Source organism: Pseudomonas gingeri (genome assembly GCF_013385425.1).
Taxonomy (GTDB): domain Bacteria; phylum Pseudomonadota; class Gammaproteobacteria; order Pseudomonadales; family Pseudomonadaceae; genus Aquipseudomonas; species Aquipseudomonas gingeri_D.
Genome location: NZ_JACAQA010000030.1, coordinates 20,345 through 38,025 on the forward strand (window position 1 = coordinate 20,345; position 17,681 = coordinate 38,025).

Annotated in this window: 15 protein-coding genes, 4 tRNA genes and 1 riboswitch; of the genes, 12 read left to right on the forward strand and 7 right to left on the reverse strand. The window is 59.6% G+C overall.

The features are described from left to right. Positions 1–33 precede the first annotated feature (33 nt). The 3 genes from astB to astE are packed head-to-tail and all read left to right on the forward strand — an operon-like array spanning position 34 to position 2,746. On the forward strand, positions 34–1,380 hold the full coding sequence (gene astB / locus HX830_RS27120) for an N-succinylarginine dihydrolase (RefSeq protein ID WP_177103750.1): 1,347 nt from the start codon (positions 34–36) through the stop codon (positions 1,378–1,380). A 56-nt stretch (positions 1,381–1,436) separates the two neighbouring features. Next, complete coding sequence (locus HX830_RS27125; RefSeq protein WP_103496542.1) at positions 1,437–1,724, forward strand: topoisomerase II; 288 nt, start codon at positions 1,437–1,439, stop codon at positions 1,722–1,724. A gap of 14 nt (positions 1,725–1,738) precedes the next feature. Then, the gene (gene astE / locus HX830_RS27130; protein WP_177103752.1) at positions 1,739–2,746 is read left to right on the forward strand and encodes a succinylglutamate desuccinylase; all 1,008 of its coding nucleotides are present in this window, start codon (positions 1,739–1,741) and stop codon (positions 2,744–2,746) included. On the opposite strand, the gene HX830_RS27135 is transcribed toward astE, so the two are convergent. From HX830_RS27135 to HX830_RS27145, 3 genes are all read right to left on the reverse strand, one after another. Further along, positions 2,743–4,245 carry a M91 family zinc metallopeptidase gene (locus tag HX830_RS27135; RefSeq protein ID WP_177103755.1) on the reverse strand — a complete coding sequence of 501 codons (1,503 nt, stop codon included), beginning with the start codon at positions 4,243–4,245 and terminating at the stop codon, positions 2,743–2,745. The two genes, astE and HX830_RS27135, sit on opposite strands and share 4 nt — an antisense overlap. Before the next feature lie 58 nt (positions 4,246–4,303). Then, complete coding sequence (locus HX830_RS27140) at positions 4,304–5,776, reverse strand: M91 family zinc metallopeptidase (RefSeq protein ID WP_177103757.1); 1,473 nt, start codon at positions 5,774–5,776, stop codon at positions 4,304–4,306. Between the two features lie 138 nt (positions 5,777–5,914). Beyond that, positions 5,915–6,406, reverse strand: a complete 492-nt coding sequence (locus HX830_RS27145) for a 6,7-dimethyl-8-ribityllumazine synthase (protein ID WP_177103759.1) — start codon at positions 6,404–6,406, stop codon at positions 5,915–5,917. A 128-nt stretch (positions 6,407–6,534) separates the two neighbouring features. Continuing rightward, a riboswitch (FMN riboswitch) is annotated at positions 6,535–6,704 on the reverse strand. A gap of 354 nt (positions 6,705–7,058) precedes the next feature. Here HX830_RS27145 and alaS point away from each other — a divergent pair. The 6 genes from alaS to HX830_RS27175 all read left to right on the forward strand — a co-directional run bounded on the left by alaS (position 7,059) and on the right by HX830_RS27175 (position 11,882). Next, a complete protein-coding gene (gene alaS, locus HX830_RS27150; RefSeq protein WP_177103761.1) occupies positions 7,059–9,683 on the forward strand; it encodes an alanine--tRNA ligase in 2,625 nt (874 codons plus the stop codon). Between the two features lie 96 nt (positions 9,684–9,779). Further along, positions 9,780–11,021 (forward strand): aspartate kinase, encoded by a 1,242-nt coding sequence (locus HX830_RS27155; protein WP_103496536.1) that lies wholly within the window; start codon positions 9,780–9,782, stop codon positions 11,019–11,021. Positions 11,022–11,207: 186 nt separating this feature from the next. Beyond that, on the forward strand, positions 11,208–11,396 hold the full coding sequence (gene csrA, locus HX830_RS27160; RefSeq protein ID WP_002554426.1) for a carbon storage regulator CsrA: 189 nt from the start codon (positions 11,208–11,210) through the stop codon (positions 11,394–11,396). 62 nt (positions 11,397–11,458) lie between these two features. Beyond that, a tRNA-Ser gene (locus HX830_RS27165) sits at positions 11,459–11,549 on the forward strand. Between the two features lie 108 nt (positions 11,550–11,657). Beyond that, positions 11,658–11,734 (forward strand) — tRNA-Arg (locus HX830_RS27170). Positions 11,735–11,805: 71 nt separating this feature from the next. Further along, a tRNA-Arg gene (locus HX830_RS27175) sits at positions 11,806–11,882 on the forward strand. 65 nt (positions 11,883–11,947) lie between these two features. Here the strand turns inward: HX830_RS27175 and HX830_RS27180 are convergent. Beyond that, positions 11,948–12,427: a cell envelope protein SmpA gene (locus tag HX830_RS27180; RefSeq protein ID WP_177103763.1), complete on the reverse strand. Its 480-nt coding sequence runs from the start codon at positions 12,425–12,427 to the stop codon at positions 11,948–11,950. Between the two features lie 322 nt (positions 12,428–12,749). Here HX830_RS27180 and mgtE point away from each other — a divergent pair, with 322 nt between their 5' ends. Then, positions 12,750–14,192: a magnesium transporter gene (gene mgtE, locus HX830_RS27185; protein WP_177103765.1), complete on the forward strand. Its 1,443-nt coding sequence runs from the start codon at positions 12,750–12,752 to the stop codon at positions 14,190–14,192. A gap of 69 nt (positions 14,193–14,261) precedes the next feature. Here the strand turns inward: mgtE and HX830_RS27190 are convergent, their stop codons facing one another. From HX830_RS27190 to HX830_RS27200, 3 genes are all read right to left on the reverse strand, one after another. Then, on the reverse strand, positions 14,262–14,585 hold the full coding sequence (locus HX830_RS27190; protein WP_103497682.1) for an Arc family DNA-binding protein: 324 nt from the start codon (positions 14,583–14,585) through the stop codon (positions 14,262–14,264). Positions 14,586–14,938: 353 nt separating this feature from the next. Continuing rightward, the gene (locus tag HX830_RS27195; RefSeq protein ID WP_177103767.1) at positions 14,939–15,130 is read right to left on the reverse strand and encodes a PA3371 family protein; all 192 of its coding nucleotides are present in this window, start codon (positions 15,128–15,130) and stop codon (positions 14,939–14,941) included. A gap of 23 nt (positions 15,131–15,153) precedes the next feature. Next, a complete protein-coding gene (locus HX830_RS27200; RefSeq protein WP_177103769.1) occupies positions 15,154–15,375 on the reverse strand; it encodes a hypothetical protein in 222 nt (73 codons plus the stop codon). A gap of 356 nt (positions 15,376–15,731) precedes the next feature. Here HX830_RS27200 and HX830_RS27205 point away from each other — a divergent pair. Further along, a tRNA-Arg gene (locus HX830_RS27205) sits at positions 15,732–15,808 on the forward strand. A gap of 119 nt (positions 15,809–15,927) precedes the next feature. Then, positions 15,928–17,469: a class I SAM-dependent methyltransferase gene (locus HX830_RS27210; RefSeq protein WP_177103771.1), complete on the forward strand. Its 1,542-nt coding sequence runs from the start codon at positions 15,928–15,930 to the stop codon at positions 17,467–17,469. The last annotated feature ends 212 nt before the right edge of the window (positions 17,470–17,681 follow it).

Below are 17,681 nucleotides of genomic sequence, written 5' to 3' on the forward strand. Positions count from 1 at the left end.
TGCTTATAAAAACAGATTCGTGGAGCCTCGCCGATGAAATCCTTTGAAGTCAATTTTGACGGTCTTGTAGGCCCGACCCATAACTACGGCGGCCTGTCCTACGGCAACGTCGCTTCCCAGAGCAACAGCCAGCAGGCTTCCAACCCCAAGGAAGCGGCGCTGCAAGGCCTGGCGAAAATGAAAGCGCTGATGGACATGGGGTTTGTCCAGGGCGTGCTGGCCCCGCAGGAGCGCCCGGATGTGGCCGCCCTGCGCAGCCTCGGTTTCACCGGCAGCGATGCGCAGGTGATCGAACAGGCCGCCAAACAGGCGATGCCGCTGCTGGTCGCCAGTTGCTCGGCGTCGAGCATGTGGGTGGCCAACGCCGGCACCGTCAGCCCGAGTGCCGATACCGCCGACGGTCGCGTGCATTTCACCGCCGCCAACCTCAACTGCAAATATCACCGCAGCATCGAACACCCGACCACCAGCCGCGTGCTGGGGGCGATGTTCGCTGATGCCAAGCACTTCGCCCATCACGCGGCACTGCCTGCCGTCGCCCAGTTCGGCGACGAAGGCGCGGCCAACCACACGCGTTTCTGCCGTGAGTACGGCGAAGCCGGTGTCGAGTTCTTTGTCTTCGGCCGCAGCGCTTTTGATACCCGCTACCCGGCCCCGCAGAAATACCCGGCGCGCCAGACCCTCGAAGCCTCCCAGGCGGTCGCCCGGCTGCACGGCCTGAGCGATGACGGCGTGGTCTATGCTCAACAGAACCCGGCGGTGATCGACCAGGGTGTGTTCCACAACGACGTGATCGCGGTGGGTAACGGCGAGGTGTTGTTCTATCACGAGGACGCCTTCCAGGGCACCGAGCAGATGCTCGCCGAGTTGCACGGCAAGCTGGCCAAGCGTGGCGGTAACTTCCAGTCGATCTGCGTGCCGCGCTCGAAAGTGGCGGTGGAAGACGCGGTGCGTTCCTACCTGTTCAACAGCCAGCTGCTGAACCGTGCCGACGGCGGCATGCTGCTGATCGTGCCGGAAGAGTGCCGCGCCAATCCGCGGGTCTGGGCTTACTTGCAGGAACTGACCAGCTCCGGCGGTGCGGTTCGCGAGGTCAAGGTCTTCGACCTCAAGCAGAGCATGCAGAACGGCGGTGGCCCGGCGTGCCTGCGCTTGCGCGTGGCGCTGAAGGAAAACGAACTGGCGGCGGTCAATCCGGGGGTTATCATGACGGCGCCGTTGTATGGCACGCTGACCCAGTGGGTCGACAAGCACTACCGCGACAGCCTGCGTGAAAGCGACCTGGCTGACCCGCAATTGTTGCTTGAGTGTCGAGCGGCATTGGATGAACTGACGCAAATCCTTAAACTGGGCTCGGTTTACCCATTCCAGATCAATTGAAGGCCGCCGCTTGGTCTTTGCGCGCGGCGTTTTACTTCCAGACGAGAGCCTAAAACATGAGCGATACCCTGCAGCTGATCCTTGAAGACACCGATGGCACTCAACTGGAAACCTCCTGCACCCGCGTCGCGGTGATCTGGCAGGGCAAGGAATTGTGGATTCAGCACGACGGCCGCGGCCAACTGCTGATCGGTGTCGATGTCGAGGAAGGCGACGCCGAATACGCCAACCTGCTGTTGCGCCCGCTGGCGACCAACCTGGTCAGCCTGCAACTGGAGATGGAGCCGGCCGAAATCGGCGAGGACGACCATGTCCACGGCCCCGACTGCGATCACCATCACTGATTAAGGAATAGCGCATGCTCGCCCTCGGCAAACTGCTTGAACTGACCCTTGCCGGTCATGAACCGGCGGAGAAGACGCAACTGACGGTCGACGGTGTGCGCATGCGCTGGCTGAGTGAGGGCGCACTCGAAGTGCGACCTCCCGAGGCCCGGGACAATGGGCTGGACCTGCTGTTGTCCGCTGGTATCCACGGTAATGAAACAGCGCCGATCGAGTTGCTCGATCGGCTGTTGCACGACATTGCCCGGGGCGACCTCAAGCCCCGGGCCCGTATTCTGTTCCTGTTCGGCAACCCTGAAGCGATGCGTCGCGGCGAGCGCTTTGTCGAGCAGGACGTCAACCGGCTGTTCAACGGCCGGCATGAGCTGAGCAGTGGCAGTGAAGCCTTGCGCGCTTGCGAGCTGGAACGCCTGGCGGCGAGTTTCTTCAGCCTGCCGAATCGCCAGCGCCTGCACTATGACCTGCACACCGCCATTCGCGGCTCGAAAATCGAACAGTTCGCGCTCTATCCCTACAAGGAAGGGCGCGCCCATTCCCGTCGCGAGCTGGCCCGCCTGCGCGCGGCCGGGATGACGGCGGTGCTGTTGCAGAACAAGCCCTCCATCGTCTTCAGCAGCTACACCTACGACAAGCTGGGCGCCGAGTCCTTTACCCTTGAGCTGGGCAAGGCCCGGCCATTCGGGCAGAACGAGGGCGTGGATGTCTCTCGCCTGGAGTTGCGTCTCAAGCAGATCATCGAGGGCCGCGAGCCGGTCACCGATGAAACGCTGGAAGGTTTGCAACTGTTCAGCGTGGCGCGGGAAATCATCAAGCATAGCGACAGCTTCCTGATGCACTTGCCGGTGGATATCGAGAACTTCTCGGAACTGCCCAAGGGTTACCTGCTGGCCGAGGACCTGGCGAACAGCCGCTGGGTCGTGGAAGAGCAGGGCGCCCGGATCATTTTCCCCAACCCGAAGGTGAAAAATGGCCTGCGGGCGGGGATCCTGGTGGTGCCGTCCAGCAATGAGACGCTGGTTTAGCGCGGTTTTACCCAGGCTCGCGGTGCCAATCCCAACTCTTCACGCAAGCCGTTTTCGGTGAAGGGTGTCGGGTTGGTATCCAAGGGTGGAGTGCTTGGGTCTGCATCGAAATCGAAGGGCCTGACCTCAGCCGGCAGGCCTATGGCTTGGAGTTCTTCATTCGGCACTCTGCGTGTGGACTTGTCGTCACGCGGACCGTCGAAGCCATCCCCGGGGAAAGAGGTTCCGGTCACTCTGTTATAGACATGGCAGAGTTCGTGGTAAAGCAATACGACCCCGGGGGTTGCGTCGATTTCAATGGCGGGGTTGTAGTGAATGCTTCCCCCTGGGAGTCCATCTCCCGCGCGGGTATCCCGGATGTAGGGATCGCCCGTGGTCCGGGCATCGACCAGAAACAGCGCATTCCTCTCATACTCCAACGGGTTGATCGCGACGGTGATGCCATGCTTCTTGGCCGTTTTATTCAACACCGATAGCAGCTGGCTGCCCCGGGGGGAGCCGCCCAGAAGCCTCAGGTCGTCATTGACCCGGTCCTGGAACGCGGGGGAGCCGTTGACCACGATACCGGTCTGCTCCAGGCTCAGGTTGTTGAGCAGGATGATCCGAAAACCTTCGGCAGACGAGGCGTGAACACGTAATTCCTCGGCATCGGCGGGTGGCTGGGGGGCGGCCTGGAACAACTGGTCGTGGCTATCGTTGCTGAAGACCTGATCCGTCGGCTTGATCAACATGACCGTGTCCCGGCCTGCTCCGGTGTAGATCGTGTTGCTCCCGACGCCTGCCAGGATCGAGTCGTCGCCGTCGTTGCCACTGAGGATGCTGTGTCCCCGACCGCCGATCAGCAGATCGTTGCCTTGACCGCCGTTGAGCAGATGACGGCTGTCGTCAAGGCTTGCGGTGGCACTGATATGATCGTTGCCGGCGCCGCCGTAGACGGTCGCGTCACCTTCGACAAAAATCATGTCGTTGCCTTCTCCGGCCTCTATATAGGCCTTGCCCCCGCCGGTGGTGATGAAGTCATCGCCTGGGCCGGCATGGACCTGGGTGTCGCTGCCTTCGCTGTGGATCACATCGTCGCCGTCGGCTGTTTCGACGACCACCTGGATTTTTACCTGTTCGTCGACCGTCACCCGATCCGGACCAGCGCCGGTGCGAATGATCAGCCTCTGCTCGGAAGAGGCCGGGTTGATCAGGTAACGCTCATGGTTGATGTCGACTATCAATTGCTCCTGCGGGCAGTGGACCCTGATAGTGTCAGCACTGTCGCCGGTGGTGAATATCAGGTAATCCAGCGGCGGGTATCCTGGCCTGTAGGGGGTCGAAACGATCTTTCGCTCTATCAGGACCGGGTCATTCTCTGCCGAGAGTCGGTAGATTGAGGTCGGTTTGTAGTCGTCCTGGTATTCCTGGACGATCTGGTAGTGTTCATCAATGGAACGAGCACTACCGTCTATCAGGCGCTCGGACCTGGCCGGCGGGATGTCGGGAAAGCTGTTCATGAGGGCTCCGTTGAATAATCGGTTACGAGGGAAGGAGAGCCGCGCGGGGCGAATCGACTCAGTCACCCCGGTACTGCTTGCGCGGCGCAATGCCGAATTCCTTGCGCAGGCCGTTTTCGGTGAAGGCTTCGGGGTTGCTGTCCAGAGGCGGCGTCGCGGGGTTCCCGTCGAAGTCGAATGGCGGTATATCGGCCTTCAAGCCGACGGCCTGGAGTTCGCTGTTGGGTACCCAGTGACGTGGTTTGTCCCCATCCACACCGTCTTGGCCGTAGTGCGGGAACATCGTCCCCGTGACGAGGTTATAGGCGTGGCACAACTCATGGTAGAGATGCACGATGCTGGTGACTTCGCCCTTGAGGAACGACGGGTCGTAGTAGACCCTGCAACCCTTGACCGGAATGCCGACATGACCGTTGCGGATAAACGGGTGCTCGCCGTCGTACGGGGCGTCGGGGTGGGGGGGATTCGGTACGCACAGGCCGTTTTCCTCCTCGGTCAATTCCCTGATCACCACCGGCACGCCACTTTTTGCCTTGGCATTGCCCAGGGCCGCGAGCAGTTGTTGGCCGTTGCCTGAACCCAGCAACAACCGCAGATCGTCCTTGACCCGTTCCTGGAACTGCGGCGTGCCTTCGACCACCACACCGCAACTGTCCAGTCCCTTGGCGGCGATGATGATGCCGGGGTCCTGGTGGACGGTCGAGGGAACCGGTCCGTCGGCCGCGTAGGCGTTGAACACCTGCGTATCGGGGGTCAACCCTTCGATGAGGTCGACGCCGGTGCCGGTATAGAGCGTGTTGCGGCCCGGGCCGGTGATGATCTGGTCGTTGCCGTCGGAACCGCTGAGCACGTTATGGCCTCTGCCGCCCAGCAGCACATCGTCGCCCTGGCCGCCATCCATGAAGCAGGCGCCTTCTGCGCCGATCAGGGTGTCATGGCCTTTACCGCCATAGGCCGTCATGGGGCCGCTGCCCTGGGCAATGACCACGTCGTCACCTTCGCCGGCCTCGATATAGCTGGCGCCGGAATGGGTGAAGACCCGGTCGTTGCCGGGGCCTGCGTCGACCTTGGTGAAGCCGCCGCCGCAGAGGATGCGGTCGTCTCCGCTGCCCGACTCGATGAAGACCGTGATCTGCACGTGGTCGTCCACCCGGATGTTGTCCTGGCCGCCCTCGGTGCGCAGCACGATAACTTGCCCGGAGGAGGCCATTTTCAGATGGTAGCGCTGGTCATTGATATCGATGACCGGATGATCGGTGTGGTACAGGTGGACCCGGTCGGCGCTGTCACGGGTGGTGAAGACCAGGTGATCGGTCGGTCCCCGATAATCGTCAGACACCTCGAGTTTCCTGCGTTGCACCGTGGTCGTGGCGTCCATGTGGAGCTTGTGCTCGTGCATGATGCGCTGGTCGTACGGGTACTGGTCCAGGGGATGTCTGGAGGGCTGGGCGTTTTCCTGGCTGCCGTCGATCCAGTGTTCATTGCCGGGTCGGACAGGCATCTCCGGATCGAGTCGGGAAAAGTCGTGCATGCTTGGGTGTCTCCGCAGTCGATGGATGTCTAGAGCGCCCGAGAGGGCCTCGTCGAATCCACTTAAGCGCATTGGCGCTGCCGGGAGAGGATAGATAGTTATGACCTGCCGGCGGGGGCCGGCAGGTGCGCGGATGTATCAGACCGCCAGTTTCTGTGCGACAGGGCGTGGCAGGGCGCGCAGTTTGTGCAGGGTGTCGGCGCAGGTTTTCGCCGCTTCCTGGCCCTTGTGCACGAAGTGATCGAAGAAGAACTTCTGGTGCTCTTCACCGGCGTGGAAGTGGTGCGGGGTCAAGACCACCGAAAACACCGGCACTTCGGTGTCCAGCTGGACCTGCATCAGGCCGTCGATCACCGCGGTGGCGACGAAGTCGTGGCGATAGATCCCGCCGTCGACCACCAGGCCCGCGGCGACCACGCCGGCATAACGCCCGGATTTGGCCAGCAGCTTGGCATGCAGGGGGATTTCGAAGGCGCCGCCGACTTCAAAGAAATCGATATCGCTTTCCTGATAACCCAGCTTGGCGATTTCCGAGACAAAGCCGTGGCGTGCCTGGTCGACAATGTCTTTGTGCCAGCAGGCCTGGATAAAGGCGATACGTTGGTTGTGATGAATGGTGGTGGGTTGCATCTGTTCTGACTCCTGTTTGTGTGAAAAACAGGGCGATATGAATCGAATGGGATTCAAGGGTACGTTCAGCGTCGCCGTGGGATGCTCGCAGGCCTCTACGGATTCAGCGGACGGCCCCTGGGTGTCAATCCCGTTCTCTCTTCATCCGGACTATGACCGTCGGCCCCGGGATCACACCGGGTCTGCTGACCTTGTCGACCGACGGCCAAGGCCGTGGAAATCGTCAAGCGCTCGCGGGCTAGACGCATTGCGCGCCATTACCGCCGGTGGGGAGTTGCACCCCGCCCTGAGAACGTTGCCGCCAGACTTTCTGGCGGCGCTGAGTTTTTAACATATATTTTCAGGGGGTGCATGTCGTCGTTTCGATAATGACTATCGAAATTCTTCAGTAAACGCCGGCCCGGCCTGTCGTCGAACAGGCTGAAACGACCCGGGGTACAGGGACGCCGGACGTACGCAAGTTGAACAAGTTGTTGCGGTATTGGCCGAATTTGGCCGTGAATGAGGCAGCAGGCCGTCCAATTGACGGTTTCTATCGTATAAACACGCTGTACCCAAGGCGCAGGGCCGATATAATGCGGCCCTTTGCAAGTCGCAAACCCTTTTGGATGTGATGCACTTGCGTTTGGCCGCAGACTCCGTGGAAGAACCTATGAAAAGCGCAGAAATCCGTGAAGCCTTCCTTCGCTTCTTCGAACAGCAAGGCCACACCCGTGTAGCCTCCAGCTCTTTGATTCCGGGCAACGACCCGACCCTGCTGTTCACCAACGCGGGGATGAACCAGTTCAAGGACTGCTTCCTGGGGCAGGAAAAGCGCGCCTATACCCGCGCGGTCAGCAGTCAGAAATGCGTGCGCGCCGGCGGCAAGCACAACGACCTGGAAAACGTCGGTTACACCGCCCGTCACCACACCTTTTTTGAAATGCTCGGCAACTTCAGCTTTGGCGACTATTTCAAGCGTGATGCGATCACCTTCGCCTGGACCTTCCTGACTTCCGACAAGTGGCTGAACCTGCCGAAGGAAAAGCTCTGGGTCACGGTCTACGCGACCGACGACGAAGCCTACGATATCTGGACCAAGGAAGTCGGCGTGCCGGCCGAGCGCATGGTCCGCATCGGTGACAACAAGGGCGCCCCTTACGCCTCCGACAACTTCTGGACCATGGGCGATACCGGCCCGTGCGGTCCTTGCACCGAAATTTTCTACGATCACGGCGCCGATATCTGGGGCGGCCCACCTGGCTCGCCGGAAGAAGACGGCGACCGCTACATCGAAATCTGGAACAACGTGTTCATGCAGTTCAACCGCACCGCCGATGGCGTGTTGCATCCGCTGCCGGCGCCGTCGGTGGACACCGGCATGGGCCTGGAGCGGATCAGTGCGGTGTTGCAGCACGTACACTCCAACTATGAAATCGACCTGTTCCAGAGCCTGCTGAGCGCTTCGGCCCAGGCCATCGGCTGCACCAACGACAACCAGGCATCCCTGAAAGTCGTGGCTGACCATATTCGCTCCTGCGGCTTCCTGATTGCCGACGGCGTGCTGCCATCCAACGAAGGTCGTGGCTACGTGCTACGTCGGATCATTCGTCGCGCTTGCCGTCACGGCAACAAGCTGGGTGCCAAGGGCAGCTTCTTCTACCAGATCGTTGCGGCCCTGGTCGCCGAGATGGGCGAAGCCTTCCCTGAGCTGAAATCCCAGCAGGCGCATATCGAGCGCGTGCTCAAGGCTGAAGAAGAGCAGTTCGCCAAGACCCTGGAGCAAGGCCTGAAGATCCTCGAGCAGGACCTGGCCGAACTCAAGGGAGCGGTCGTCCCGGGTGACGTGGTGTTCAAGCTCTACGACACCTACGGTTTCCCGATGGACCTGACCGGTGACATCGCCCGCGAACGCAACCTGACCCTCGACGAGGTCGGTTTCGAGCGTGAGATGGAAGCCCAGCGCGTGCGTGCCCGTTCGGCCAGTTCCTTCGGCATGGACTACAACAGCCTGGTCAAGGTCGACGTCGCCACCGAGTTCACCGGCTACAGCGCTACCAGCGGTTCGGCGAAAGTCGTGGCGCTCTATAAAGAAGGGCAGTCGGTCGACGTCTTGAATGAAGGCGAAGAGGGTGTTGTCGTCCTGGACCAGACGCCGTTCTATGCCGAGTCGGGCGGCCAGATAGGTGATTGCGGTTATCTCAAGGCGGCTGCCGGTCGCTTTGATGTACGCGACACCACCAAGACCGGCGGCGCGTTCCTGCACCACGGTGTCCTGGCGCAAGGCAGTTTGCTGGTCGGTGCCCAGGTTGAAACCCAGGTGGCCGCTGATGTGCGTCACGCCACTTCCCTGAACCACTCGGCCACGCACCTGCTGCACGCCGCGTTGCGCCAGGTGTTGGGCGAGCACGTCCAGCAGAAGGGTTCGTTGGTCGACAGTCAGCGCCTGCGCTTCGACTTCAGCCACTTCGAAGCCATCAAGCCTGAGCAGCTCAAGGCCCTGGAAGACATCGTCAACGCCGAGATTCGCAAGAACTCGGCGGTGGAAACCGAAGAAACCGATATCGAAACCGCCAAGAAAAAAGGCGCCATGGCGCTGTTCGGCGAGAAGTACGGTGACAGCGTTCGCGTACTGAGCATGGGCGGCGATTTCTCCGTTGAGCTGTGCGGCGGTATCCACGCCAACCGCACCGGCGATATCGGCCTGCTGAAAATTACCAGCGAAGGCGGCGTCGCCTCGGGCGTACGGCGTATCGAAGCGGTCACGGGGGCTGCGGCACTGGCCTACCTGAACGCCGCGGAAGAGCAACTCAAGGAAGCCGCGAACCTGATCAAGGGCAGTCGCGACAACCTGATCGACAAGCTGTCGGCGGTGCTGGAACGCAACCGCCTGCTGGAAAAGCAGCTGGAGCAATTGCAGGCCAAGGCCGCCAGTGCGGCGGGCGACGACCTGTCGGCTGCGGCCCTGGACGTCAAGGGCGTCAAGGTCCTGGCCGTGCGTCTGGACGGGCAGGATGGCAAGGCTCTGCTGGCGCTGGTCGATCAACTGAAAAACAAACTCGGTCGCGCAGTGATCCTGCTCGGCAGTGTCCATGAGGAAAAGGTCGTTCTGGTCGCAGGCGTGACCAAGGACCTGACTGGCCAACTCAAAGCCGGTGATCTGATGAAACAAGCCGCTGCGGCAGTGGGCGGGAAGGGCGGCGGTCGTCCGGACATGGCGCAAGGCGGCGGTATCGACGCTGCGCAACTGGATGCCGCACTGGCCCTGACCGTGCCGTTTGTCGAACAGGGCGTTTAAAGGCCGCGACGGGTGCCTGTTGTCTAGTGGCAGGCACCGCAGCTGTGAAGTTGAATGATTAATGGGCGCCCCTTTACGGGCTGAGGCGGCTTAGAAATGGCTTTGATCGTACAGAAATTCGGAGGTACCTCGGTCGGCTCCGTCGAGAGAATCGAGCAGGTAGCCGACAAGGTTAAGAAGTTCCGTGAAGCCGGTGATGACCTGGTGGTTGTACTGTCCGCGATGAGCGGCGAGACCAACCGCCTGATCGAACTGGCCAAGCAGATCAGTGGCGATCAGCAGCCGGTTCCCCGTGAACTGGATGTGATCGTTTCCACCGGCGAGCAGGTGACCATCGCCTTGCTGGCCATGGCGCTGATCAAGCGTGGTGTGCCGGCGGTCTCGTACACCGGTAACCAGGTGCGAATCCTGACCGACAGCGCGCACAATAAAGCGCGCATCCTGCAGATCGACGATCAGAAGATTCGTGGCGATCTGAAGGCCGGTCGCGTGGTAGTGGTCGCCGGTTTCCAGGGCGTCGACGAGCACGGCAATATCACCACCCTCGGGCGTGGCGGTTCCGACACCACCGGCGTGGCCCTGGCGGCGGCCTTGAAGGCTGACGAATGCCAGATCTACACCGACGTCGATGGCGTCTACACCACCGATCCGCGCGTCGTCGCCCAGGCCCAGCGCCTGGACAAGATCACCTTCGAAGAGATGCTGGAAATGGCCAGCCTCGGTTCCAAGGTGTTGCAGATCCGTGCGGTCGAGTTCGCCGGCAAGTACAACGTTCCGCTGCGCGTCCTGCACAGCTTCAAAGAGGGTCCGGGTACCCTCATTACTATTGATGAAGAGGAATCCATGGAACAGCCGATCATTTCCGGCATCGCCTTCAACCGCGATGAAGCCAAGCTGACCATCCGTGGCGTGCCAGACACCCCCGGCGTGGCCTTCAAGATTCTCGGCCCGATCAGTGCCGCGAACATCGAAGTCGACATGATCGTGCAGAACGTTGCGCACGATAACACCACCGACTTCACCTTCACCGTGCACCGCAATGACTACCAGGCCGCGCAAACCGTCCTGGAAAACACCGCGCGTGAGATCGGTGCCCGTGAAGTGATCGGCGATACCAAGATCGCCAAGGTGTCGATCGTCGGTGTCGGCATGCGCTCCCACGCTGGCGTAGCCAGCCGGATGTTCGAGGCCCTGGCCAAGGAAAGCATCAATATCCAGATGATCTCGACCTCGGAGATCAAGGTCTCCGTGGTGATCGGAGAGAAGTACCTGGAGTTGGCGGTACGGGCGCTGCACACGGCTTTCGAGCTCGATGCCCCGGCCCGACAGGGCGAGTAACGCCTAGTCCCCAAGGGCGCGGTTGAACCGCGCCCTTTGTTTTTCTTGATAGGCGTGGGTGGGTGCTGTTCTTTTGCCTGCGCTGGTCAATACTCAGGGGTGTAGGGCGATGGCTATATAGCCTGTAAGCCGAAGCCCTTTTTGCAGACTGTTGTCCCTGAACTGAAGTGCGTGTAGGAGAAAGGTATGCTGATTCTGACTCGTCGGTGCGCAGAGAGCCTGATCATCGGTGACGGTGAAATCACTGTGACCGTGCTTGGCGTCAAAGGAAATCAAGTACGAATTGGGGTCAATGCCCCCAAGGAAGTGGCCGTACACCGTGAGGAAATCTACCTGCGGATCAAGAAAGAGAAGGACGAAGAACCAAGCCATTAATTTTATTTGATTTTTTGCTTTGCAAACGGGGAAAAGGTTGGTTATTATACGCCCCGTGTTGCGGAGAGGTGGCCGAGTGGCCGAAGGCGCTCCCCTGCTAAGGGAGTACACCTCAAAAGGGTGTCGGGGGTTCGAATCCCCCCTTCTCCGCCATTATTTGTGTAGTACGTGTAGATCTGGCTTCTTCGGTAAGTTGTTGAAATTACTAGAAAAAAGCGCTTTACAAAAAGATTTCACGGCCTATAATGCGCGGCATCAAATGCACTCGTAGCTCAGCTGGATAGAGTACTCGGCTACGAACCGAGCGGTCACAGGTTCGAATCCTGTCGAGTGCACCATTTAAGCGTTGTTGGTAGTGATACGAATAACGTGGCTTCAACCAGTTGTGATCTGGTCTAAAAACACACCTGCACTCGTAGCTCAGCTGGATAGAGTACTCGGCTACGAACCGAGCGGTCACAGGTTCGAATCCTGTCGAGTGCACCATACACCAAGAAGCCCGCACTGGTTGCGGGCTTTTTGCTGTCTGGCGTTTGAGTATGTGACGTCGGCTAGCCTTTGACACATCCTTTCTCATCCAGCACCACCAGACTGCTGCGGCCCCGTTTCAGGTTGTAGTGATAACGCGTTGCGGTGTTGCTCGTGCTGATCCGATCCGGCCTGCCCAGGGCGCTTTCCACTTCCAGTCGACTCATGCCGGGGCGAACCTGCTGGTTGATGATTGCCCGGCGTTTTTCCTGTGGGCTTAATCGATTGGCGCAGCCGTCATCGTGCTCGCCAACGATGACCAGGGGCTGCGGGCTGGGTGGGGCGGCCGAGGTTGGCGTTTTCGCGCGAGGGGGCGATGTCGCCCGGCTTCCGAGCGAGGGGTTGTGTGCTCGCTGGGGTTGCAGCGTTTCGTTTGATGCACATCCCAGCGTAGTAAAGGTGATATGGCCGCTGTCGCTTTCACAGCGATGGACGATGGCGGCGTCGGCCGGGAAGGGCAGGCAGAGTGCGAGCAATAGCGATAGATGGCTTCTGGGCAGCATCGGACGTCCTCCTTGACGATCATTCACTCAGCCTAGCCGTGGGCTTTCGCCTGGGGCGTGTGTTTTCTTTTCAGGATGAGTCGTCGTAAGGGAAAGGCTGGCGCCAAAGCGCTCGGCTGCGTATTGCAAGCGCTTGTTCTTGCCAAGATTTTTGGTCTTGAGGGCGTGGCGACGGTGTATGATTGCGCCCGTCAGCCCCGCCGGGGTTTTTGGAATACTTCCATGGACTTACCCAGTAGTTACTTAATCTCTCGTTGTGCCAATCACGAATTGACTGATTGATCCTTCCGGCGTGCCCCGCTGCTGGGAGTGGAGTTCGCCTATGACCGAAGTTGAAGTAAAGAAAAGCCAGGATAGCCTGCAGGATCGTCTTGCCCAGGTTGTCGACCTGCTGCAGCGCCAGCGGGTGGTCGAAGACCTGACGCATCGTCAGGAAGGCCCTCATCACGACCGGGTGGAAAATCTGGTTCACCGGCAGAACCTCGTCGAGCTGCAGCGCAAGCTCGATGACCTGCACTCCGCCGACGTCGCCTATATTCTCGAAGCCTTGCCCCTGGATGATCGCCTGACCGTCTGGCAGTTGGTCAAGGCCGAGCGCGACGGCGATATCCTGCTTGAAGTGTCCGACTCCGTCCGTGAAACCCTGATCGCCGACATGGACGATCAGGAGCTCCTGGCCGCCGCCAAGGAAATGGACGCCGACGAACTCGCTGACCTGGCTCCCGAGCTGCCGCGAGACGTTGTCCACGAACTGATGGAAGCCCTCGATGGCCAGCAGCGTGAGCGCGTTCGCTCCGCGTTGTCCTATGACGAGGAGCAGGTCGGCGCGCTGATGGACTTCGAGATGGTCACCATCCGCGAAGATGTCAGCCTGGAAGTGGTATTGCGCTACCTGCGTCGGCTCAAGGAGCTGCCGGGGCATACCGACAAACTGTTCGTGGTCGATTACGACGGCGTACTCAAGGGGGTGCTGCCGATCAAGCGGCTGCTGGTCAACGATCCCGAGAAGCAGGTCGCCGATGTCATGGCCGGCGACCCGGTGACCTTTCACCCGGATGAAGACGCCTATGATGCGGCCCAGGCCTTTGAGCGTTACGACCTGATTTCCGCGCCCGTGGTGGACAAGAACGGCAAGCTGATCGGCCGTCTGACCATCGACGAAATGGTCGACCTGATCCGTGAGGAAAGCGAAAGCGAAGTCCTCAATATGGCGGGTCTGCGCGAAGAAGAGGACATCTTTGCCTCGGTCTGGAAATCCCTGCGCAACCGTTGGGCGTGGCTGGCAATCAACCTGATCACGGCCTTTGTCGCTTCGCGGGTGATCGGGCTGTTCGAGGGCTCCATCGAGAAGCTGGTGGCCCTGGCTGCGCTGATGCCGATCGTTGCGGGCATCGGCGGCAACTCGGGCAACCAGACCATCACCATGATCGTACGGGCCATGGCGCTCGACCAGGTCAGCACCGGCAATACCTCGCGGCTGATGCGCAAGGAGCTGGCGGTGGGGTTGATCAACGGCCTGGTGTGGGGTGGGGTGATCGGCGTAGTCGCCTACCTGCTGTACGGCAGTTGGTCGCTGGGTGTGGTGATGACTGCGGCCATGACCCTCAACCTCCTGCTGGCAGCCTTGATGGGGGTGCTGATCCCCATGACCCTGGCGCGCCTGGGGCGCGACCCGGCGATGGGGGCGAGCGTGATGATCACCGCCATGACCGACAGTGGCGGTTTCTTCATCTTCCTGGGGCTGGCGACCATCTTCCTGCTCTAGGCGGTTCCCCGCCAAATCCCGGGCAAAAAAAAAGCCAGCACACCGCTGGCTTGAGCTTTCAGGGATGAATCAGCTGGCGTCCGCCATTTCGGCGTCATGGGCGATCAGCGACACGAGTGCATTCTGCTGGCGATGGGAAAGCTGGCGGAAACGCTGGAGCAATTCTCGCTCATGCAGAGAGAGTTCAGGGCTGTCCAGCCGCATGCTCAACTCGTCGCCCAGTGCACCTTCCTGAATAAGGCTTTGCTCCAGGCGTGCAATGATCTCGGAATTCATGCTGCGGTGATGGTTACGAGCCACCTCGGCGATGCGTTCACGCATTCCATCGGGCAGACGCACGACGAACTTGTCAGCCGTACGGCTGGAATAAATTGCCTGTTTCAATGGGCGCATAGTTTTAAACCGGTTAGTTCAGGGGAGCGGTTCTCGGAATTGGCCGCAGGATGTCAGTAGGACAGCATGCTTGGCCAAATGTTCAACCTGAATTGAAATGAGGCCCGCATCATGCCTCATATTTGCCAGATCCTTGGCGTCAATTCTGTGACAAATATTGAACTGGACAAAGGCAATATGCCAGCACCAATTATCAGAAATGCGTACTGGTTTGAAAGTTTCACCCAGTCGCGGCCCTCTGATCGGCCATCCCGGGCCTGTCAGGAAGCGTCTGGTCAGCACGGCGCGGATTTTAACCGCTGGCCTGACCTTTTGCTTCTAATGTTAAAGCGTAGTGGCAATTTGCTGGTTTTCTAGTCTTCGGAGGTGCGCAAGACCGGATCGAAGCGGATTTTCCGACCAGCGAACAAGGCCAGGACGAAAAAGCCGCCAAACAGACAGCTGGCGACGACCAACGGTAGGGTGAAGGTGTCGGCGGGTGCCATCCACAGGGAGGTGCTGGCGAGCAGTGTCAGGATCAGGAAGGTGATGGCGTATCTGGACATGGGAATTCCTTGGTGGAGTGGGCTCAGAACGTCAGCCGGACCGTTTCTCCGGTGGCGACGGTTGCCTGGCGTTGTTCGCCCAGGGCGCTGCTGTAGGTCAGGTGATCGCTCATGACTGCCCGTTGTGCGGCTTGTCGTGGGTCTGCATGGGTGTAGGGCAGGGACTCTGGCGCCGGTTGAAAGTGGAAAGCGGTCAGTGCGATCAATGCCAAGGCATTCAATGTCAAAAGAACGGGCGTATTCATCGAAAGGCTCTCCATGGCTGATGCTGAATCAGGCGGTTTTCCGTGGAGAGAGTCAGAGCAGGCTGCATGCCAAGCTTTTTATCAGAAAAAATGCTTTTAAAACAATAGTTTGGCTTTTGTTTTGGACGTGTGGAGCATGCACTTTGCAATGATGGCGTTTTGTAATAATGCAAAATGCCCGATGAGGTGCCTGACAGTCGTTACCCCAGGGCGCTAGCGGTTTCTCAACACGGGTCGGGCTGCGCCCGCAGAAGGTGGCCTACGGTTAAAAAGCCCAGGGACGACATGACAAACGACGGCATGCCCGTTAACATGCACGCCGTCCTTCGCGCCGCCTGTCCTGGTGGCCGAGCGTTGTCCCAGTAGCTCAATTGGATAGAGCATCCCCCTCCTAAGGGGAAGGTTGGCCGTTCGAACCGGCCCTGGGACACCATCCAATTCCAAACGTCCTGTCACAACACCTCATGGGAGATTTTCCGCTTGTGGTGCGCAATGACGCCCCTTATAAGAGGAGTCTTTTTACTCTCGACAATGGATGGAAGGATGCAAGCCATGAGTGAAGCTTGGAGTGAAGGCTATTTCACGGACGAAGGTTACACCTACGGGTATAGCCGGGAAATCAATCCAGTATTCCAGCGCTACTGCTTGTTGTTGCGTGGTTTTGCAAGTCTGGAGAGCGCGAGCGCCTCTCACTGCGAGTTGGGTTTTGGCCAAGGTGTTTCGGTCAATATCCACGCGGCGGCCAACCCGGGCAGCTACGTCGGTACGGACTTCCACCCCGGCCAGGCGGCTCATGCCAACGCGTTGGCAGCCAGCTGCGGCAGCAATGCCCAACTCCATGACGACAGCTTCGAACAATTGCTGGCCCGTGATGATTTGCCACAATTTGACAGCATCAGCTTGCATGGCATCTGGACCTGGGTCAGTCGAGATAACCAAAAACTGATTGTCGAATTCGCTCGTCGATATCTCAAGCCCGGTGGCTTGCTATATATCAGCTACAACTGCTTTCCCGGCTGGTCACCTTCCGCGCCGCTGCGTCAGTTGTTCAGCCTGCACGACCGCTTTGCCTCCCACGCTTCCATGCGCCCGACCGAACGTATCGATGCAGCGCTGCAATTTTCCGAGGCGCTCCTGGCGACGAACCCCCAATACGCCAACGCGGCCCCGAACATCGGCGCCAAACTGCAGAGTATCAAGGGGCAGAATCGCCAATACGTTGCCCATGAGTATTTCAATCGCGACTGGAACTGCATGTACTTCACTGACGTGGTGGATGCTCTCTCTGCCGCCAAGCTCGACTATGTCACGACGGCCGCGCCGCTGGATTCGGTGGACCCGCTCAACCTGAGCGTCGAAGGTATGGCGTTTCTGGAGGGTATCGAGCACCCGATCATGCGTGAGCAGGCGCGTGACTACTTCGTCAATCAGCATTTCCGTCGAGATCTGTACCTGCGCGGCGCCAGCAGGCTGTCGGCTGCGGAACAGCGCGAGAGCATGCTCAATACCCGTTTTGTCTTGCTGCAGGCGGCAGAAAGCGTACCGGGCGTTGTCAGCGGTCCGGCAGGGGAAGCCTCGCTGCAAGCCGAGATATACGCCCCGGTACTTGAAGCCTTGGCGGCCAAGGCCTATGTGCCGAAAACCTTGCGGCAGTTGTTGGCGGCTACGCCACTGGCTTATGGCGACCTGGAACAGGCTATTAATGTGCTGGTCGGTATGGGCGTAGCGGCGCCCTGCCAGAGCGAAGCGGCTGAGAAGTTGGTGCTGGCGCGTTGCAGTGCCCTCAACCTGCATTTGTGTAAGCGTTCGTTGTTCAACAACCAGATCCAGACCTTGGCCAGTCCGGTGACCGGAGGTGGTGTGCCGGTCAGTCGCTTCCAGCAATTGTTCCTGATATCGATCAAGCAAGGTAAAAAGCACCCGGCTGAATGGGCACAACTGGCGTGGGGCATCATCAGCGAACAAGGTGAGGGTATCGTCAAGGACGGTAAGGCCCTGAGCACGGCCGAAGAAAATATGGCCGAGTTGCTGACGCAGGCTGAAGCATTTGAAGAGAAATCGTTGGTCATTCACAAGGCGTTGAAAATCGTTTGATCGTCGATAGATCAGCGTTGTGGCCAGGTATCAGGCGGGAGGGGGCAGCCTGAAGCGGGAATAGGGTCTGATTACCGCTGTTGCTCTATATAGAAGAAGGCCGATCCCTTGGGGGCGGCCTTCTGCATTTCCGGGCCTTTTTGACGCTTGTGACAGAAAAGTGAAAATAAGCGTTGACGGGAAATTCTGTGGCTCTATAATTCGCCCCACTT